The sequence below is a fragment of the Paenibacillus taichungensis genome (assembly GCF_003287275.1).
GTDB classification, from domain to species: domain Bacteria; phylum Bacillota; class Bacilli; order Paenibacillales; family Paenibacillaceae; genus Paenibacillus; species Paenibacillus taichungensis_A.
In genome coordinates this window covers 161739-178303 of the sequence record NZ_QEVW01000009.1, presented here as the reverse complement: position 1 = coordinate 178303, position 16565 = coordinate 161739, and the positions used below count along the sequence as shown (strand labels likewise).

The window sequence follows — 16565 nt, the reverse complement described above, 5'->3', positions numbered from 1 at the left end:
TACAAGCTTTTTACAACGTTCCAGTGAAAAAGTTAATATTTTGATGAACAAACGAAAAAAGCATCCCAAAGTGCGGGATGCCTCTTGAATATTCGATGAATTTGCCTCTATGGCGGCAATCATTACAATTTTGATACCGTTCACAATCAAACTGTTCAATTGGGTGTGAATGATATTATTTACCAAATGAAGAAGGATCTTCACGCCAGGATTTGAGCAGTTCAAAGTCACTTTCCTGGATTGTACCCTCAGCCAAAGCCACATCCATCAAAGCGGTGTAATTGGACAGAGTTTGCAGCGGAATTCCCGCTTCTTCAAAGGCCTTAATGCCTTTGTCGAGCTGATAGCTGAATATCGCCAGTACCGCCAGTGGAGTCGCCCCGGCTACGCGTACTGCTTCAGCGGCTTTGATGGAACTGCCTCCTGTTGAGATCAGGTCTTCGATGACAACAACCTTCTGTCCTTCGGTGATCAGACCTTCAATCAGGTTCTCTTTGCCATGTCCTTTGGCTTTATCACGAATGTAAGCCATCGGCAGATTCAGCTTTTGCGCTACCCAGGCAGCATGCGGGATACCCGCGGTTGCAGTACCTGCGATGACCTCTGCATCAGGGTATTGATCACGAATGATCGCAGCAAAAGCTTCAGCAATGTCGTTACGAATCTCGGGATAAGACATCGTTAGACGGTTATCACAATAGATCGGTGATTTGATGCCGGATGTCCAGGTGAATGGCTGCTGTGGACGCAGCGCCACCGCTTTTATTTTCAACAGTTGGGAAGCAATATGGTTAGGAATCTTAGTAAGTTCGATCATGCGTTCAACATCTCCTTCAAAATGGTTTCTGCGGCTTCACGCGGATTGGGAGCGCCCGTAATTGGTCTGCCTACAACAATGTAATGGCTGCCTCTGGCAATGGCTTCACCCGGCGTCAGGACACGAGTCTGGTCTCCCAGGCCACTTCCTGCTGGACGAATGCCCGGTGTGACCGTGTGAAAATCACTGCCACAGGCTGCGCGGATCGCCGGTACTTCCAGCGGGGAAGCAACAACACCGTCCAGACCTGCCTCATGGGCCAGTCCTGCATAACGGACGACTGCTGCCTCAACGCTTCCTTGAATGCCGATCTCAGCATTCATCGTTTCCTGACTGGTACTGGTCAGCTGGGTAACCGCAATAATCTCAGGTCTGCGAAGAGAAGGATCAGCAGCCAGAGCCGCCTCTGCACCTTCACGAGCAGCACGCATCATGCTTGTACCTCCAGCTGCATGCACATTGAACATATCCACTCCCAGACGGGTGATGCTTTCAGCACCCCCACGAACCGTGTTTGGAATATCATGCATCTTCACGTCAAGGAATACCGAGTACCCCTTCGACTTCAGCTCGTGAATGAAGTCCGGGCCAGCGGCGTAAAAGAGCTGCATGCCCACCTTCAGATAACAGGGAATGCCTTCTAAGGCTTGTACCAATTCCTGAGCTTGTTCTGCTCCGGGATAATCGAGTGCCACCATCAGACGGCCAGCCATTTCATTGAAATTCGGGTGATTCATATTCCAGCGCTCCTTCCAAAAGCTTGATTTTTCCGTTTTTGCCCGATATAAAGGACATCCCGCCAGCCCGAAGGCTGACTGATGTCCTTGATCAGTGACAAATCGTCTTATTTATTGTACAAGAGCCGGCATAGCCTCAGAGGAGAAGTTGATTGTTTGAAGCATGATCAACAGGGCACGGATCGTATCCAGTGAAGTCATACATACAATGCCGTTCTCTACTGCCTCACGACGAATACGGAATCCGTCACGCTGCGGGGTTTTGCCTTTGGTCAGCGTGTTGAACACAAAGTTTGCTTCGCCGCTGCGAATCATATCGAGAATGTTCGGCGAACCTTCACTTAATTTGTTCACCGTCGTCACCGGAATGTTCGCTGCTTCAAGCGCAGCCGCCGTACCTCCGGTAGCCATGATTTTGTATCCCAGTCTATAGAAACCTTCCAGCAGTGGAACAGCTTCCTCTTTGTCTTTGTCCGCTACCGTTACCACGATTGCTCCGGTGGCCGGGATCTTCATGCCTGCACCGATAAGACCTTTGAACAACGCTTTAGCGTAATTCGGGTCACGACCCATAACCTCACCTGTGGATTTCATCTCAGGTCCAAGCGTTGGTTCCACGCGACGCAGCTTCGCGAAGGAGAAGACCGGAACTTTTACGGAAACATGATCCGATTCAGGCCACAGACCATCGACATATCCGAGGTCTTTCAGCTTAACGCCCAGAATGGCTTGTGTTGCCAGGTTCGCCATCGGAATGTTGGTTACTTTGCTCAGGAAAGGTACTGTACGGGATGAACGCGGGTTCACCTCGATGATGTACACTTGACCCTTATGGATAACAAACTGGATGTTAACCAAACCGATCGTTTTCAGTTCTTTTGCAATCTTGATTGTAATCTCTACAATTTTCTCTTTGAGATCCTGGGACAGGTGTTGTGGCGGATAAACCGCGATGGAGTCACCGGAGTGAACCCCTGCGCGCTCGATATGCTCCATGATGCCCGGAATCAATACCGTTTCACCATCACAGATCGCGTCAACCTCAACCTCTTTACCCATCATGTAACGGTCGATCAGAACCGGATGCTCCGGATTGATTTTAACCGCCTGTTCCATATAAGTCAGCAATTCAGCATCGGAGTATACAATCTCCATCGCACGACCGCCGAGTACATAGGAAGGACGAACCAGTACCGGGTAGCCGAGACTTTGAGCCGTTTCAACCGCATCATCTACCGAAATGACTGTTTTTCCTTTTGGTTGTGCAATTTCCAGACGGGAGAGCAAACGCTCGAACTTCTTGCGATCCTCTGCCTCATCAATGTTTTCCAGATCTGTGCCGAGAATCGTTACACCAGCGGCACGCAGTGGTGCTGCCAGGTTGATTGCCGTTTGGCCACCAAACTGTACGATAACACCTACAGGCTGTTCCTGTTCGATAACGTTCATTACATCTTCGAAGAACAGAGGTTCAAAGTACAAGCGATCCGATGTATTAAAGTCCGTGGACACGGTCTCCGGGTTGTTATTGATGATAACTGCTTCATAACCTGCTTTTTGCAGAGCCCATACTGCGTGTACTGTTGAATAGTCGAACTCAATCCCTTGACCGATCCGGATTGGACCGGAACCAAGTACAACTACTTTTTTCTTGTCTGAAGGAATGACTTCATTCTCAGTTTCGTAAGTAGAGTAGTAATATGGCGTTGTTGCTTCAAATTCAGCTGCGCATGTATCTACCATTTTGTAAACTGGGCGAAGGTTTTCCTCTTCACGACGTGCTCTGACTTCAGCTTCTTTCGTCAGCGTGCCTCCTGGTTGACCTTGTGCACGCAGTTCTGCGATGGCACGGTCTGTGAAGCCAAGACGCTTCGCTTGATACAAGGTTTCGGAGGACAATTCAGCTTCTTCGCGAATGCGATCTTCGAAGCGGATCAGTCCTTCGAGTTTATCCAGGAACCACCAGTCAATTTTCGTCAGATCTTGAAGCTGCTGCAATGTATAACCTCTGCGGAATGCTTCGGCGATCAGGAAGATACGCTCATCGTCGGCTTTGACCAAACGCTCGTTCAGCGTTGCTTCATCCAGTGTTTCGGCATCTTTCAAGTACAGACGGTGTACGCCGATTTCCAAGGAACGAACAGCTTTATGAATCGACTCTTCGAAAGTACGGCCAATCGCCATAACTTCGCCTGTCGCTTTCATCTGTGTTCCCAGTTTGCGGTTCGCCGAGATAAACTTGTCGAACGGCCAGCGTGGGATTTTGCTCACGATATAATCCAGTGTTGGCTCAAAGCATGCATATGTTTGACCCGTTACCGGGTTTACGATTTCATCCAGTGTGTAACCCATGGCAATTTTGGCAGCCATCTTGGCAATCGGATAGCCCGTTGCTTTGGAAGCTAGTGCCGAAGAACGGCTTACCCGTGGGTTAACTTCGATAACATAGTATTGGAAGCTGTGCGGATCAAGCGCAAACTGTACGTTACATCCACCTTCGATGTTGAGGGCGCGGATGATTTTCAGGGAAGCTGAGCGCAGCATTTGATATTCACGGTCAGACAACGTCTGGCTTGGTGCCACAACGATACTGTCACCTGTATGAACACCTACCGGGTCAAAGTTCTCCATGTTGCAGACTACGATACAGTTATCGTTTTTGTCCCGCATAACCTCATACTCGACTTCTTTCATGCCTGCGATGCTCTTCTCAACCAGACATTGACCAATTGGGCTGTAACGAATACCTGCTACGACTGTCTCGCGCAGTTCTTCTTCGTTGGCACAGATTCCGCCGCCTGTACCGCCAAGCGTGTATGCTGGACGGACGATGATTGGATAACCAATCTCATTCGCAAAATCAAGTGATTCCTCAAGCGTTGTTACGATTACACTCTCAGGTACAGGCTGCTCCAGTTCGCGCATCAGATCACGGAACAAGTCACGGTCTTCCGCTTTCTCAATGGATGTGAGCTGTGTTCCAAGCAATTTGACATTCTCGCGTTCAAGGACGCCGGCACGTGCCAGTTCTACAGCCATGTTCAGACCGGTTTGACCGCCAAGGGTTGGCAGCAAACCGTCTGGACGTTCCTGACGAATGATTTGTGTTACAAAATCCAGTGTAATCGGCTCGATGTATACTTTGTCAGCCATGTTGGTATCCGTCATAATCGTAGCCGGGTTGCTGTTGATGAGTACAACTTCCACGCCTTCTTCTTTCAGTGCCTGGCATGCTTGTGTACCGGCATAGTCGAACTCGGCCGCTTGACCGATGACGATTGGACCTGATCCAATCACCAGGATTTTTTTGAGATCTTTGTTAATCGGCATGTTATTGCGCTCCTTTCACTGCGGCTGCCAGTACGGCTTGACGCGGCTGTTGCGGGTGAGTAATTTTGTGCTCCCGAATCATCTCGATGAAGCGGTCGAACAGATAGCTGTTATCATATGGTCCTGGCGCTGCTTCAGGGTGATACTGTACGGAAAACGCCGGGAAAGTTTTATGTTTCAGACCTTCAATGGTCTTATCGTTATTGTTGATGTGTGTCACTTCGAGCTCCGTATTTTTCACGGACTCTTCGTTTACGGTGTAACCATGGTTCTGGGATGTGATGAAGCAGCGTCCGCTCTCCAGTTCTTTAACCGGGTGATTTCCCCCGCGGTGTCCAAACTTGAGTTTCTCTGTATCGGCTCCTGCCGCAAGTGCGAACAGTTGGTGACCGAGGCAGATTCCGAAGATCGGATATTCGCCGAGCAGTTCACTGATCATTTTAACCGCGTGAGGAACGTCTTTCGGGTCCCCAGGGCCGTTGGACAGCTGGATGCCATCCGGGTTCATGCGGCGGATTTCGTCCGCCGTTACATCATGCGGAACGACGACAACGTCACAGTTGCGTTTGCTGAGTTCACGCAAAATCCCTGTTTTTGCACCGTAGTCAACCAATACAATGCGTTCAGCCGTTCCCGGGCTGTTGTACACATGTTGAGTAGAAGTCATAGGAACCTGGTTACGCAGCTCAGCGATGCTGGTGTCTCCCATCATCTCCAGCAACTCTTCCACAGGTTTCGATCCTGTTGTGAGAATTCCTTTCATTGTGCCGTGGTGACGAATCCGGCGAGTCAGCATCCGTGTATCAATCTCGCTGATCCCTACGATGCCATACTCTTTAAGCAAATCGTCTACGCTGTATTCCGCACGCCAGTTACTTGGTGTCGGCTCATGACGACGTACCACAAAACCGTGTACGAACGGACGAATCGACTCGAAGTCGTCACGTGTAATGCCGTAGTTGCCAATCAGTGGGTACGTCATGGTGACGATTTGACCGCAATAAGAAGGATCCGAAAGCACCTCTTGATAGCCTGTAATTCCCGTATTAAAAACGACCTCACCTGTTGTTTCACCTTCAGCACCGAATGCTTTCCCGGTGAACAGTGTGCCGTCTTCCAACAATAATCTTGCCTGTGCCTGCATCCCATTTCACTCCTCTGTGTTTATCAAAGTTGAATGCATTGGGGTTGAACTCTCGGGGAACTTCGTGCGACTCCGCGGACAGAAAACCCTTCGATCGCTGTTATCAACAGATTCATTTGAATTAAAACCTCATAGGGTTGAATCTGTTGATAAAGGCGAGCACTTCGTTTCTTCGGGTCTTTTCTGTCAGCTCCGCAGTTACGTTGTTGTCCAAGTTCAAAATCATGACATTCAACTTTGCTTTGTTTCGTATGTTTAAACTCTCGGCATGATCTGCCTCGAGTTAGTTGTAAAGTTGTTACTGGCCTATACATTGTTAATTTAAAGCTATGAAGACTAGTTGTTTGATCAATTATTCAAAACCTGATGATGTAATTGATGTAGCGGTTCAGCAAGGTGCCGTTTTACTGTTGTACCGTGTTATTCCACACGCTTTTGCCGTCCACCCATGTTTGTGTGGCCCAGCCTTTTAGCTTCCAGCCTGTGAATGGAGTGTTTCTTCCTTTTGTTGCAAACGTTGCAGGATCAACCGCTTGTTCCTGATTCAGGTCAATCATGGTGATGTCTGCAGGTGCTCCCTCTTCCAGTTTGCCTGTATCCAGTCGGAATACCCGTGCCGGATCAGCTGTCATACGTTTCACGAGGAAGTCCAGGCTCCAAAGCCCTGTTTCCACAAACTTCGTGTACAGCAGCGGGAAGGCAGTTTCGAATCCGACGATACCGAACGGTGCCAGCTCCATGCCTTTTGCTTTCTCTTCTTCGCTATGCGGCGCGTGATCGGTAACAATCATGTCCAGCGTTCCGTCCAGTAAACCTTCGATACAAGCTTGCACATCGCGTGGTGAGCGAAGAGGCGGATTCATCTTCCAGTTGGCATCCATACCCGGGATATCCTCATCCGACAATACCAGATGGTGCGGACATACCTCAGCCGTTACTTTAATACCGATGGACTTCGCCAGACGAATCAGGCGAACCGATTGCTCCGTACTTACGTGGCAGACGTGGTAGTGGACTCCCGTTGCTTCTGCAAGCAGGATATCACGGCCTACATGAATGGCCTCGGATTCATTCGGGATACCCTTGATACCGTGACGCTTCGAAAACTCGCCTTCTGTCACATATCCTCCGACTACCAATGAGTCGTCTTCGCAGTGAGCGATGACTGGCATATCCATGCTTGCTGCCAAGCTCATGGCGTCTTTCATCATTTGAGCGTTTTGCACACCCACACCATCATCCGTGAATCCAATCGCACCCGCTTCTTTCAATGCGGCGAAATCAGTAAGTTCACGTCCAAGCTCGTTCTTTGTAATGGCTGCATAAGGCAGTACTTTTACCAGGTCGGCTTCTTTAGCTTTATCCAAAACCAGCTTAACAACATCCGCGCTGTCGGTTACCGGTCTTGTGTTCGGCATACACGCAATCGTTGTAAAACCGCCTTGTGCAGCCGAACGGGCACCCGTCTCGATCGTCTCTTTATGCTCGAATCCGGGTTCACGCAGATGCACATGCATGTCAATCAAACCGGGAATGACCAGTTTGCCTGAAGCATCGGTTACGCTATGCGCTGATTGCTCTGCTTTCAGTACCGCTTCGTCTTCCACTCCAGCGATCTTTTGAATTTTTCCTTCATCTATAATGATCGTTTTCCGTTCAAGTTCCCCTTGTTGATTCAAGATCTTCGCGTTCTTTATAATCTGTAGCATAATTGCCCTCCGCTTCGGTTCTGTCCGACTTGTCAGACAAGCCGGATGATTTTCTTTATCGTGTACCCTCACATCGCTCTATAAGAACTTCCGTCCCGTCAGCCTATGACCCACAGCCAGCCCCTGTTACAGTTTCATCGCACGTTCCATGACCGCCATGCGGATTGGAACACCGTTTGCCATCTGCGGGAAGATCCGCGATGCTGCGCTCTCCACTACCGCGTCATCCACCTCGACATTTCGGTTCACAGGAGCAGGGTGCATAATGATTGTGCTTGGTTTCAGGCGTGACGCCCGTTCTTCCGTCAATCCGTAGTGTTCGCGATAATCCTCAGCCGAAGTAATCAGGCCATGTTTATGACGTTCCAGTTGAACTCGTAGCATCATGACTACATCCGCATCGAGAGCCTCATCGAGAGCTACATAAGGCGCGTGTTCTGCGAGCTCCGGTGCCTGCATCGTTTGCGGTGCGCAGAAGCGCACATCTGCACCAAACTTTTGCAAAGCCCACAGATTAGAGCGAGCTACGCGGCTATGCAGAATGTCTCCGATGATTGACACACGCAAACCTTTCAGCTCACCGAAAGCCTTCCGCATTGTGTAGAGATCCAGCAGAGCCTGTGTAGGATGCTCGTTATTCCCGTCTCCGGCGTTCACCAGTGGAACATTCACTTTCTGAGCCAGTTGTTGTAGAACACCCGAAGGTTTCAATCGGATCACCCCTGCGTCGATGCCCATGGACTCCAGTGTACGTACCGTATCATAGATGGATTCACCTTTCTCCACGCTTGATGCGGCCGCTGTGAAATTCAGTACTTGTGCACCCAAGCGTTTCTCTGCCATCTCAAAGGAAAAGCGGGTGCGCGTACTGTTCTCGAAGAACATGTTGGCTACGAAGTGGGATTCCAGTACAGGAACCAGTTTCTCCTTTTGCGCTTCCCAGTGTGCTGCTCTGTTCAGAATGGATTCAATCTCATCGCGACTAAGTTCCTTAAGGCCAAGCAAGCTCCGGTCCTTCAATGCTGGTTGTGTAATCATCATGCTTGTTCCCCCCGGTTCTGAATGATCTTGACTTCGTCCTGTCCGTCCGTTTCCATCAGTGCAACCTCGATCTCCTCTGACTTGGAAGTCGGCACATTCTTGCCGATAAAATCAGGTCGAATCGGAAGTTCCCGGTGTCCGCGATCTGCGAGAACCGCCAGCTGAATGTTCTGTGGTCTTCCACAGTCCATCAGAGCATCCATCGCTGCGCGAATCGTACGTCCGGTATAGAGCACATCATCGAACAAAATCACTTTTTTGTTATGAATCGAAAGTGATTCAGGTGTCATCGTCAACAGTTCCTTGCGATTCGCTTTATTCTCATCCAAGCGATCATCGCGATAAGGGGTCACATCGAGCTCTCCCCAAGGGATCGGTGTACCTTCGATTTCTTCAATCTTCGCGGCAATCCGTTCTGCGAGGTATACACCCCGTGTTCGAATACCGATCAGTACACAGCCCTCAATACCTTTGTTTTTTTCCAAAATCTCATGGGCAATCCGTGTTAATGCGCGGCGGATCGCGGTTTCATCCATAATGACATGTGTCTCTGTGCTCATGCGTTCAGCCTCCTCAGGATTTACCTTTCAGATCATGGCCCCGTGACGAGGAGAACAAAAAAGACTCCTTGCCGTGTTAATTGGCAAGGAGTCTCCGAACTTCAGACCGCTCTGAAGAAAGTTTACTCTCGGGATGCACCGCTTCATTTGCCGCAGCAAAAAAGCGATGTATCGTTCACGTTACCTTGCCAGTCTCACGGGACTGATTTAAAGGTGCTATTCATGTCGTTCATATTGAAGGACCTCACAGGGTTCTATGCTCAATATGTCCGTTTGTCTTCATGAATTATGACAGAAAGACAACCCTCTGTCAACACCTCAACATCACAGGCGAATTCCTCTACTGTATTCCCTTTAGAATCAGCAGTTCGGCTGAAAAACATCCAAACACATCACATTTCATTCGTTATTCATAATTATACAATATTTCTGCATATTTATCCATAGATATTTGCGGAAAACCTTACGTCAAAATAATCCTTTGACTATAATCAAATTTTTGAGACAGAACCCTTCCCTTTTGGAATGAGCAATACGTTTTGTCAGAACTACTTTAAATACTGAAGGCATTTTAATAGGATACATCTCTTCAAATTTTAGGGTTAAACGTCCAGAAACACGGAATACATGAAGGCTCTGCATTAGTCCCCAGTGAAATGGGTAAAGTTTATAAACATGAAACAATTCATTGATGCTTCAATAAAGCCGATATACATAAGGATTTACAAATACGCGGCATAGAAATAAGATAAGACCTACATTTATTTACATTTAGGAGGAAGTTATGCGTCACATTTGGCAAGTTTACAAAACAGACTGGTTGCATATTTTGAAGGTTCCCACAGGTATTTTTCTAATTGTGGCTATTATTTTACTGCCCGGGGTGTATGACTGGGTAAACGTAAAATCCGTATGGGACCCGTACAGTAATACCCAAGGGATCAAAATTGCGGTGACAACCGAGGACAAGGGTGCAACTGTTGCAGGAACTAACGTTAATATTGGAGACGAACTGGTGTCTAGCCTGAAACAGAACGAAAAGCTGGGATGGACTTTTGTAAGCCAGGCTGAGGCTGATCATGGTGTGCAAACAGGAGAATATTATGCAAGCCTGCTCATTCCTGGAGACTTTTCATCCAAAATTACAGGTATCGTTGACGGGAAACTGGAACGACCAGAAGTAATCTATACCGTTAATGAAAAGGTAAATGCCATTGCTCCAAAAATCACAGGTTCCGGTGTATCTGCGATAACAACACAAATCAATGAAAATTTCACTGAAGCCGTCAGTCAGGCTGTTCTAACCAAATTGAAGGAAGCCGGGGTTGAGATCAATGCCCAACTTCCAACTTTGCGCAAGATGGAGAATGGCATTTTCACGCTGGAGAAAAATCTTCCGGCTATACAAGCTGCAGGTCAAAAGGTACTGGAAGTGGAAAAAGCCATGCCTGGTATCGTAAAAGATGCTCAAAAGATCGTCGAGATAGAAAAAAAACTGCCCGAAATCAATGAAGCCGCACAGTATGTGCTTAAGGTGCAGGAGTATTGGCCACAAATTAATGATGCAGTATCCGAAGTGTTGGCTATTCAGGGGCGGATTCCCGATATTCAAAAAGCCGTAGAACGTATTCAAGAAGTGGATGCAAACTTTGGTCAGGTATCAGGTGTCATCCAAACGGCCCTGGATAAAACCGACAAGGCTCTCGCTATCGTAACGGCCGCAGAGCAGGATCTTGACAAAGTATCACAAATCGCTGGTAATGGGATTGAACTGGCCGAAGGCTTGAATCAGTTTGTGGATTCCAGTGAAGAAGCGTTTCAGGCTATAGGCCCGGTGATCCGGCAAAACCTGCTGCTGGTACAGCAAATCGCAAACGCAGCGTCAGACGTATTTGGGCAATTGCAAAATACGGATCTTAATAACCTGCCGACAGCAGAAGATCTGGACCGGATTGCTGCCCGCTTGGGGGTTGCGGTAAAACTCGTCGACAGTATGGCAGAACTACTGGGCAAAATCGACAACTTACTTCCAAGCCATCCTCTTGCTAATAAAATTACGCAGCTGAATACCATTTCAGATAAACTTCAGTTGCAAATCCGACTGGCTGGGATTATCAGTGATGCTCTGCGTCGCAATACAACTCCGCCCGCAGACGTCATCGCCCAATTAAATGCTCTCTCCAAGGAGATTAGCAGCGGCATTGGCAATATCATGAACACCTACGAGAGCGAAATATCACCGGCTCTTGCGGCTGGGGTGGATAAGCTGAGATCCGTCCTTTCCACTTCAGCAGATACACTACAGGGAGCAAGGGATCGAATTCCGGATATTGCGGACATTCTTGCATCAGCCAAAGAAGGCATTACGTTTGGGCAGACTGAATTGACAAAGATCCAGAGCGAACTGCCTCAAATACAATCTAAGATTCATGAGATATCAGAGACACTCGCGAATAAAAGTGAAGGCTTTATCCAAGCTTTGAACACAGTATCTTCATTAATTAGAAATGATCTGCCCAAGCTGGGGACCAAGCTGAATGAAGCAGCTGATTTTGTTCGGAACGATCTGCCCAATGCGGAGAAACAGATAGGCAAGGCATCCGATTTTGTACAGAACCAGCTTCCGGAGGTAGAACAAGGAGTACATCGTGTTGCCACGCTTGTACGTGATGATCTGCCCGCATTGGAAAGTGCCATCAGCAAGGCAGCAGACAAACTGAGGGAAGTTGAAGGAAATAACCAGTTTGCTGAACTCGCCAAGCTTTTGCGCGGCGACATCGAAGAAGAAAGTGCTTTTCTGGCAAGTCCGGTGCAAATTAAGGAACAGCAGCTTTACCCGATTCCGAATTACGGATCAGCCATGTCACCATTTTATGGCGTGCTGTCCTTGTGGGTCGGCTCAACGTTGCTAATTTCTTTGCTTCGTGCCGAAGCTGAGAATCCAGAGGGCAAGTTCCGGGGATACGAGTTGTATCTTGGGCGTCTTGCCACTTTTCTGACTATTGGATTGCTTCAAGCGATCTGTGTCAGCCTGGGAGATATCTTGATTCTCGGCGCCTATGTCGCAGATAAACTATGGTTTGTGCTGTTTGCCATGCTGGTGAGTGCCGTATTTGTCACCATTACGTACACCCTGCTGTCCGTTTTTGGAAATATCGGAAAAGGGATCGCAATCATCTTCATGGTGTTCCAGTTCTCCAGCTCCGGCGGTACGTTCCCGATCAGCATGACATCGCCCTTTTTCCAGGCACTAAATCCGTTCATGCCCTTCACATATGCGATTAGTCTGCTGCGTGAGTCAGTCGGTGGGATTTTGTGGTCGACTGCCATTAAAGATATTCTGTGGTTGTGCATGTTCATCGCGCTAAGTCTCATCGTTGCACTCGCTTTGAAACGTCCACTTAGCAGTCTCACCAAACGTTCAGCCGAGAATGCCAAGAAGACCAAAATTATTGCTTAAGATCGTCCCTGAGACCCTCTGCGTAAAGAACGCAGTGGGTCTTTTAGTTTTAAACCAACATGCACATATCGAATGAATCATGCCAAATAAGACAAGGCCATTGGATTTACAGTCCAATGGCCTTGTCTCATTAAACAGATAGTTAAAATCTCTGATTATTTCACTGTACGCTCCTGTTCCAACTGATCATAGGATTGCTTAATGGTTGTTAATGTTTCTACATGCCGATAGATGTTATTCCATGCGGTGACAAGAATACATAGCATGATCAAGCCTATTAGCAGTTTTTTACCCAGCCCCGGACGAAGACCAATGACGAAGCTCCCACCGAGGAGGAAAAACGCAAACAGATAGTGTCCCGCATACAGGTACATATCGTATTGAAATACCGCAAGCCCAAAACCAACAACGATATGAAGTAAAAATGCAAACAGAATGTATGGCACAAGAGTCCATACTTCCCGTTCACGGATGCCTTTAATAAACCCAGTGAGCGCCAGCAGCAGAATAAAAGTACCCGTGAGCTGAACATAGATCGGATTGGAACGGGATAGATCCGTCACAAATGCGACCATGCCCGGGTCCAGCAAATGCACTTTCGGTGAAAGTATTGGATTAATCGTTAGCAAGCTTAAAGCCTTCCAATGAACTGCAAACTGGAATGGAGTGGCATAGCTTGTTCCCCCATTTTGAATGCCAAGCAGCCAGTTGCTGACCCAACTGCGACCGCCAAACGCGATATACTGTATCCCTGTCAATACTACAATGAAGGCAACAGCCAGTGCCATAATCCCGATGTACTTTTTCCAACCAGACTTGCTACGCCACGTACGCAAATTGAAAAACATGGCGGCCGCAAACGGCACAATGTTGGTTGACGTCAGTCCGAAGTTGATGGATGCCAGCAGCGCATTCGGGATGTAACGGACATCTTTGCGTTCACGGGTGTATTGCATATACAGCACAGAGAACAAAATAACAAATTGTACGTACGGATACGAATCCGGAATCAACGCGGTAAACATCAGATAGGAGCTGAAACCGAACAATAAAGCGAAAAGTAACGGTGTGATGATTTGTTTATCTTTTTGACTCAAAAACAGAAATACCAGTACAACCGAACCCGCATTCACAAAGGACTGCAGGATAAGAAAGAACCAATTCCCGTCCAACAGTTGAGCACCTGCTTCAAGCACGACTGCTAGAAATGAAATTAACGGATGAATCACTGAAGAACTGTTGTCTCCATAATACATGGAAGGATCGAAGTTAAATAAATTAATTGGAAACTGTGTCGTACTAAATGGTGTGTATGACCCTAGAAGCTCTGCGTTATTCGCTATGTACGTCACGTAAGGTCCATTCATGAGGGCGTAAAAAAGAGCAAAACCCGCAAACAGGCAAAATGCCGTCCAATTGGTCCTGCGATTATAAAATATATAGTCCAAAAATTTCATACGTTCACATCCAGTTTCATTATTCTAGAAAACCAATAAACACAACCCGCCCATAATACAAGCGACACCGATCCAGCGCAAAGGACCCACTGCTTCCTTAAAGGCAAAGCGCGCTATAATGAGTGTCCACACATACGTTAACGCATTGGCTGGTAGCACAACCGTTAAGGGAAGAAATTTCAACAATACAATATTCAGGAGCGCACCTGTACCATAGAATCCAAGCCCCATTAGAACATGTAGCTTTTTGCGGCTGGTGGCGTAGGCTTTCAAACCCGCTCCCCCCATTGCTCCACACAGGGTCATTGCGATCAGGACAGCAATCATCCAGCTATCGATCAACACTGGTTAACGTCACCCCGATTCCAAGCAGCACAACAGCGGCCAGCTTCTGCACCGTAATTTCTTCTCCCAGCAAAAAGTATCCATAGATCAGCGCAAACACATAGCTGGCACACATCAAAGGATAGGCCACAGACAGCTTTTCCAAAGCAAAAGCCTTGATCATCAAAATGGCACCCAGTCCATAACAGAGAAAACCGATGCCCAAATAGATCCAATCGGTCAGACCCCACTTCCAGAACAGTTGGCCCGTTGCTGTAAGAAAAGCGGAGACCAGCATTAACAGCTTGCCTGTATGGTGCCCTTTTATCTTCCCCACGACAATGCCTCCATCTCTGGCACGCGCTTATTAATAAAGTAGCGCTGACTCACCAATCGCATCACTGGAAGATCGGATAAGGAGTCGGAGTAGGAGCAGGATTGATCATAATCAATCACCATCTTTTTCTCATCCAGATAGGCCTGGATTCGTCGAACCTTCTCATCCCCTTTGCAATTGCTGCCTTCAACCCTACAGGTATATCCATTTGAGTGACGAACCAGATCGGTACCAATGACATGATCCACCCAAGGAAAACTTTTAAAATATTTCATATAGGCATGCGGTGATGCGGTCACGAGCAATACATGATAGCCTGCTTCCTTACGGTGCTGCATCTCTACACTTGCCTCTGCAAAAATGGCAGTACGCAATCGTGTATCAAAAAAATGCTCCAGATCTTTTTCTGACATGCGCTCAATGCTCTTGAAATAGGAACGTTTGACACGCTCAACGGTCATCAGACCTGCCTTGAACAGTGCGGTATGAAATGCAATTACAGGCAATCTCCATACCTGCCATGGGTAACGTCGAACGCCGTAATGCACAAACTGAAACATGGAATCTCTGCGTATAATCGTTTTATCAATATCAAAGATGGCGATTTTCGTGCTTTTCACCCTGATCCCCCTCTACCTTCCGGACTCAAACTTTTATTCAAAAATAGCAAAAATCGAAATAACACTTATGACATACAAAATGACCGTGATCAAGATGGGCTTGTCCTCAAATAGAACTCGATCAGGTGAACCACCTTGATTCTTCATATGAATCAGATACAGATAACGGAACATGCCGTATATGACTAATGGAATCGTCCACATTAAATGAATGGAGCGATCGGATGTGAACGTAAAGAGCGAATAGCTGATAATAGTCGCTGTTGTGACAATGGTATTAAACTGATCCAATAACGTAATCGAATAGTTATCCAATACTTTGCGATGCGAACCAGTATTTCCCTCAAGCAGGGTAAGTTCATTCCTCCGTTTGCCAATAGCCAGGAACAGGGACAGCAGCATCGTACAGATGAGAAACCACGGCGTAAATGGTACATGGATTAGCACACCGCCCGCAATCGCACGAAGCACAAATCCAGCCGCAATGGTCATCATATCCAAGATAACGAGATGTTTCAGTACAAATGAGTACGACACATTCAGAAGGAAATAAACAATACATAACACTCCGAATAACGGGTTCATCACAAATGCTGTCCCGACGGAAAGAATCAATAACAGAATTCCAAACAGCAAGGCTTGAGCCGGATTGACCTGTCCAGAAGCAAGGGGACGAAACATTTTCACCGGATGCTGACGATCTCTGTCGCGATCTACATAATCGTTTAAAATATAAACGCAGCCTGCAACCAGGCTAAATAAAATAAAACCTAGCAAAGTCGATAGAATGGTCTCCGTCCGAATTTCCTCAAAAGAAAAAAGCAGCGCGGCAAATAACAGCAAATTTTTGGTCCATTGTTTTGGTCTCAATAACTTAAATAATCCTGAAATGGTATTGCCTGTCCCTGCAGCAGGTGTAGACACGGTACTCGTACGTGATGATAACAATTTCCATAACTCCTTTCAAAAGCAACTTCTGACTAAATAAATAACGTAAAGATCTAATCATATGTTGCTTGTATAATTTTG

The 16565-nt window shown here is 47.3% G+C and carries 13 protein-coding genes; 1 reads left to right on the top strand and 12 read right to left on the bottom strand.

What is annotated here, in order from left to right:
- Window positions 1-175 precede the first annotated feature (175 nt).
- From pyrE to pyrR, 7 genes are all read right to left on the bottom strand, one after another.
- On the bottom strand, window positions 176-817 hold the full coding sequence (gene pyrE, locus DC345_RS15565; protein WP_113053867.1) for an orotate phosphoribosyltransferase: 642 nt from the start codon (window positions 815-817) through the stop codon (window positions 176-178).
- The gene (gene pyrF, locus DC345_RS15560; protein WP_113053866.1) at window positions 814-1554 is read right to left on the bottom strand and encodes an orotidine-5'-phosphate decarboxylase; all 741 of its coding nucleotides are present in this window, start codon (window positions 1552-1554) and stop codon (window positions 814-816) included. Before pyrF ends, pyrE begins: the two co-directional genes overlap by 4 nt.
- A gap of 111 nt (window positions 1555-1665) precedes the next feature.
- Window positions 1666-4884 carry a carbamoyl-phosphate synthase large subunit gene (carB, locus tag DC345_RS15555; protein WP_113053865.1) on the bottom strand — a complete coding sequence of 1073 codons (3219 nt, stop codon included), beginning with the start codon at window positions 4882-4884 and terminating at the stop codon, window positions 1666-1668.
- A 1-nt stretch (window position 4885) separates the two neighbouring features.
- Window positions 4886-6028: a glutamine-hydrolyzing carbamoyl-phosphate synthase small subunit gene (gene carA / locus DC345_RS15550; protein WP_053784194.1), complete on the bottom strand. Its 1143-nt coding sequence runs from the start codon at window positions 6026-6028 to the stop codon at window positions 4886-4888.
- A 404-nt stretch (window positions 6029-6432) separates the two neighbouring features.
- Entirely contained in the window at window positions 6433-7737 is a 1305-nt protein-coding gene (locus DC345_RS15545; protein WP_113053864.1) for a dihydroorotase, read from the bottom strand.
- Window positions 7738-7863: 126 nt separating this feature from the next.
- Complete coding sequence (locus DC345_RS15540; protein ID WP_113054052.1) at window positions 7864-8775, bottom strand: aspartate carbamoyltransferase catalytic subunit; 912 nt, start codon at window positions 8773-8775, stop codon at window positions 7864-7866.
- Window positions 8775-9338 carry a bifunctional pyr operon transcriptional regulator/uracil phosphoribosyltransferase PyrR gene (gene pyrR, locus DC345_RS15535; protein WP_090901445.1) on the bottom strand — a complete coding sequence of 188 codons (564 nt, stop codon included), beginning with the start codon at window positions 9336-9338 and terminating at the stop codon, window positions 8775-8777. Before pyrR ends, DC345_RS15540 begins: the two co-directional genes overlap by 1 nt.
- Window positions 9339-10122: 784 nt before the next feature.
- On the opposite strand from pyrR, the gene DC345_RS15530 reads away from it, so the two are divergent.
- Entirely contained in the window at window positions 10123-12798 is a 2676-nt protein-coding gene (locus DC345_RS15530) for a YhgE/Pip domain-containing protein (RefSeq protein ID WP_113053863.1), read from the top strand.
- A 155-nt stretch (window positions 12799-12953) separates the two neighbouring features.
- On the opposite strand, the gene DC345_RS15525 is transcribed toward DC345_RS15530, so the two are convergent.
- The 5 genes from DC345_RS15525 to DC345_RS15505 are packed head-to-tail and all read right to left on the bottom strand — an operon-like array spanning window position 12954 to window position 16484.
- Window positions 12954-14255: a DUF6080 domain-containing protein gene (locus DC345_RS15525; RefSeq protein ID WP_113053862.1), complete on the bottom strand. Its 1302-nt coding sequence runs from the start codon at window positions 14253-14255 to the stop codon at window positions 12954-12956.
- 24 nt (window positions 14256-14279) lie between these two features.
- Complete coding sequence (locus DC345_RS15520) at window positions 14280-14600, bottom strand: DMT family transporter (RefSeq protein WP_258530685.1); 321 nt, start codon at window positions 14598-14600, stop codon at window positions 14280-14282.
- A complete protein-coding gene (locus DC345_RS15515; RefSeq protein WP_113054051.1) occupies window positions 14587-14877 on the bottom strand; it encodes an EamA family transporter in 291 nt (96 codons plus the stop codon). Before DC345_RS15515 ends, DC345_RS15520 begins: the two co-directional genes overlap by 14 nt.
- Before the next feature lie 26 nt (window positions 14878-14903).
- Window positions 14904-15536 carry an HAD family hydrolase gene (locus DC345_RS15510; protein WP_113053860.1) on the bottom strand — a complete coding sequence of 211 codons (633 nt, stop codon included), beginning with the start codon at window positions 15534-15536 and terminating at the stop codon, window positions 14904-14906.
- Between the two features lie 33 nt (window positions 15537-15569).
- Complete coding sequence (locus tag DC345_RS15505; RefSeq protein WP_397333672.1) at window positions 15570-16484, bottom strand: decaprenyl-phosphate phosphoribosyltransferase; 915 nt, start codon at window positions 16482-16484, stop codon at window positions 15570-15572.
- Between the last annotated feature and the right edge of the window lie 81 nt (window positions 16485-16565).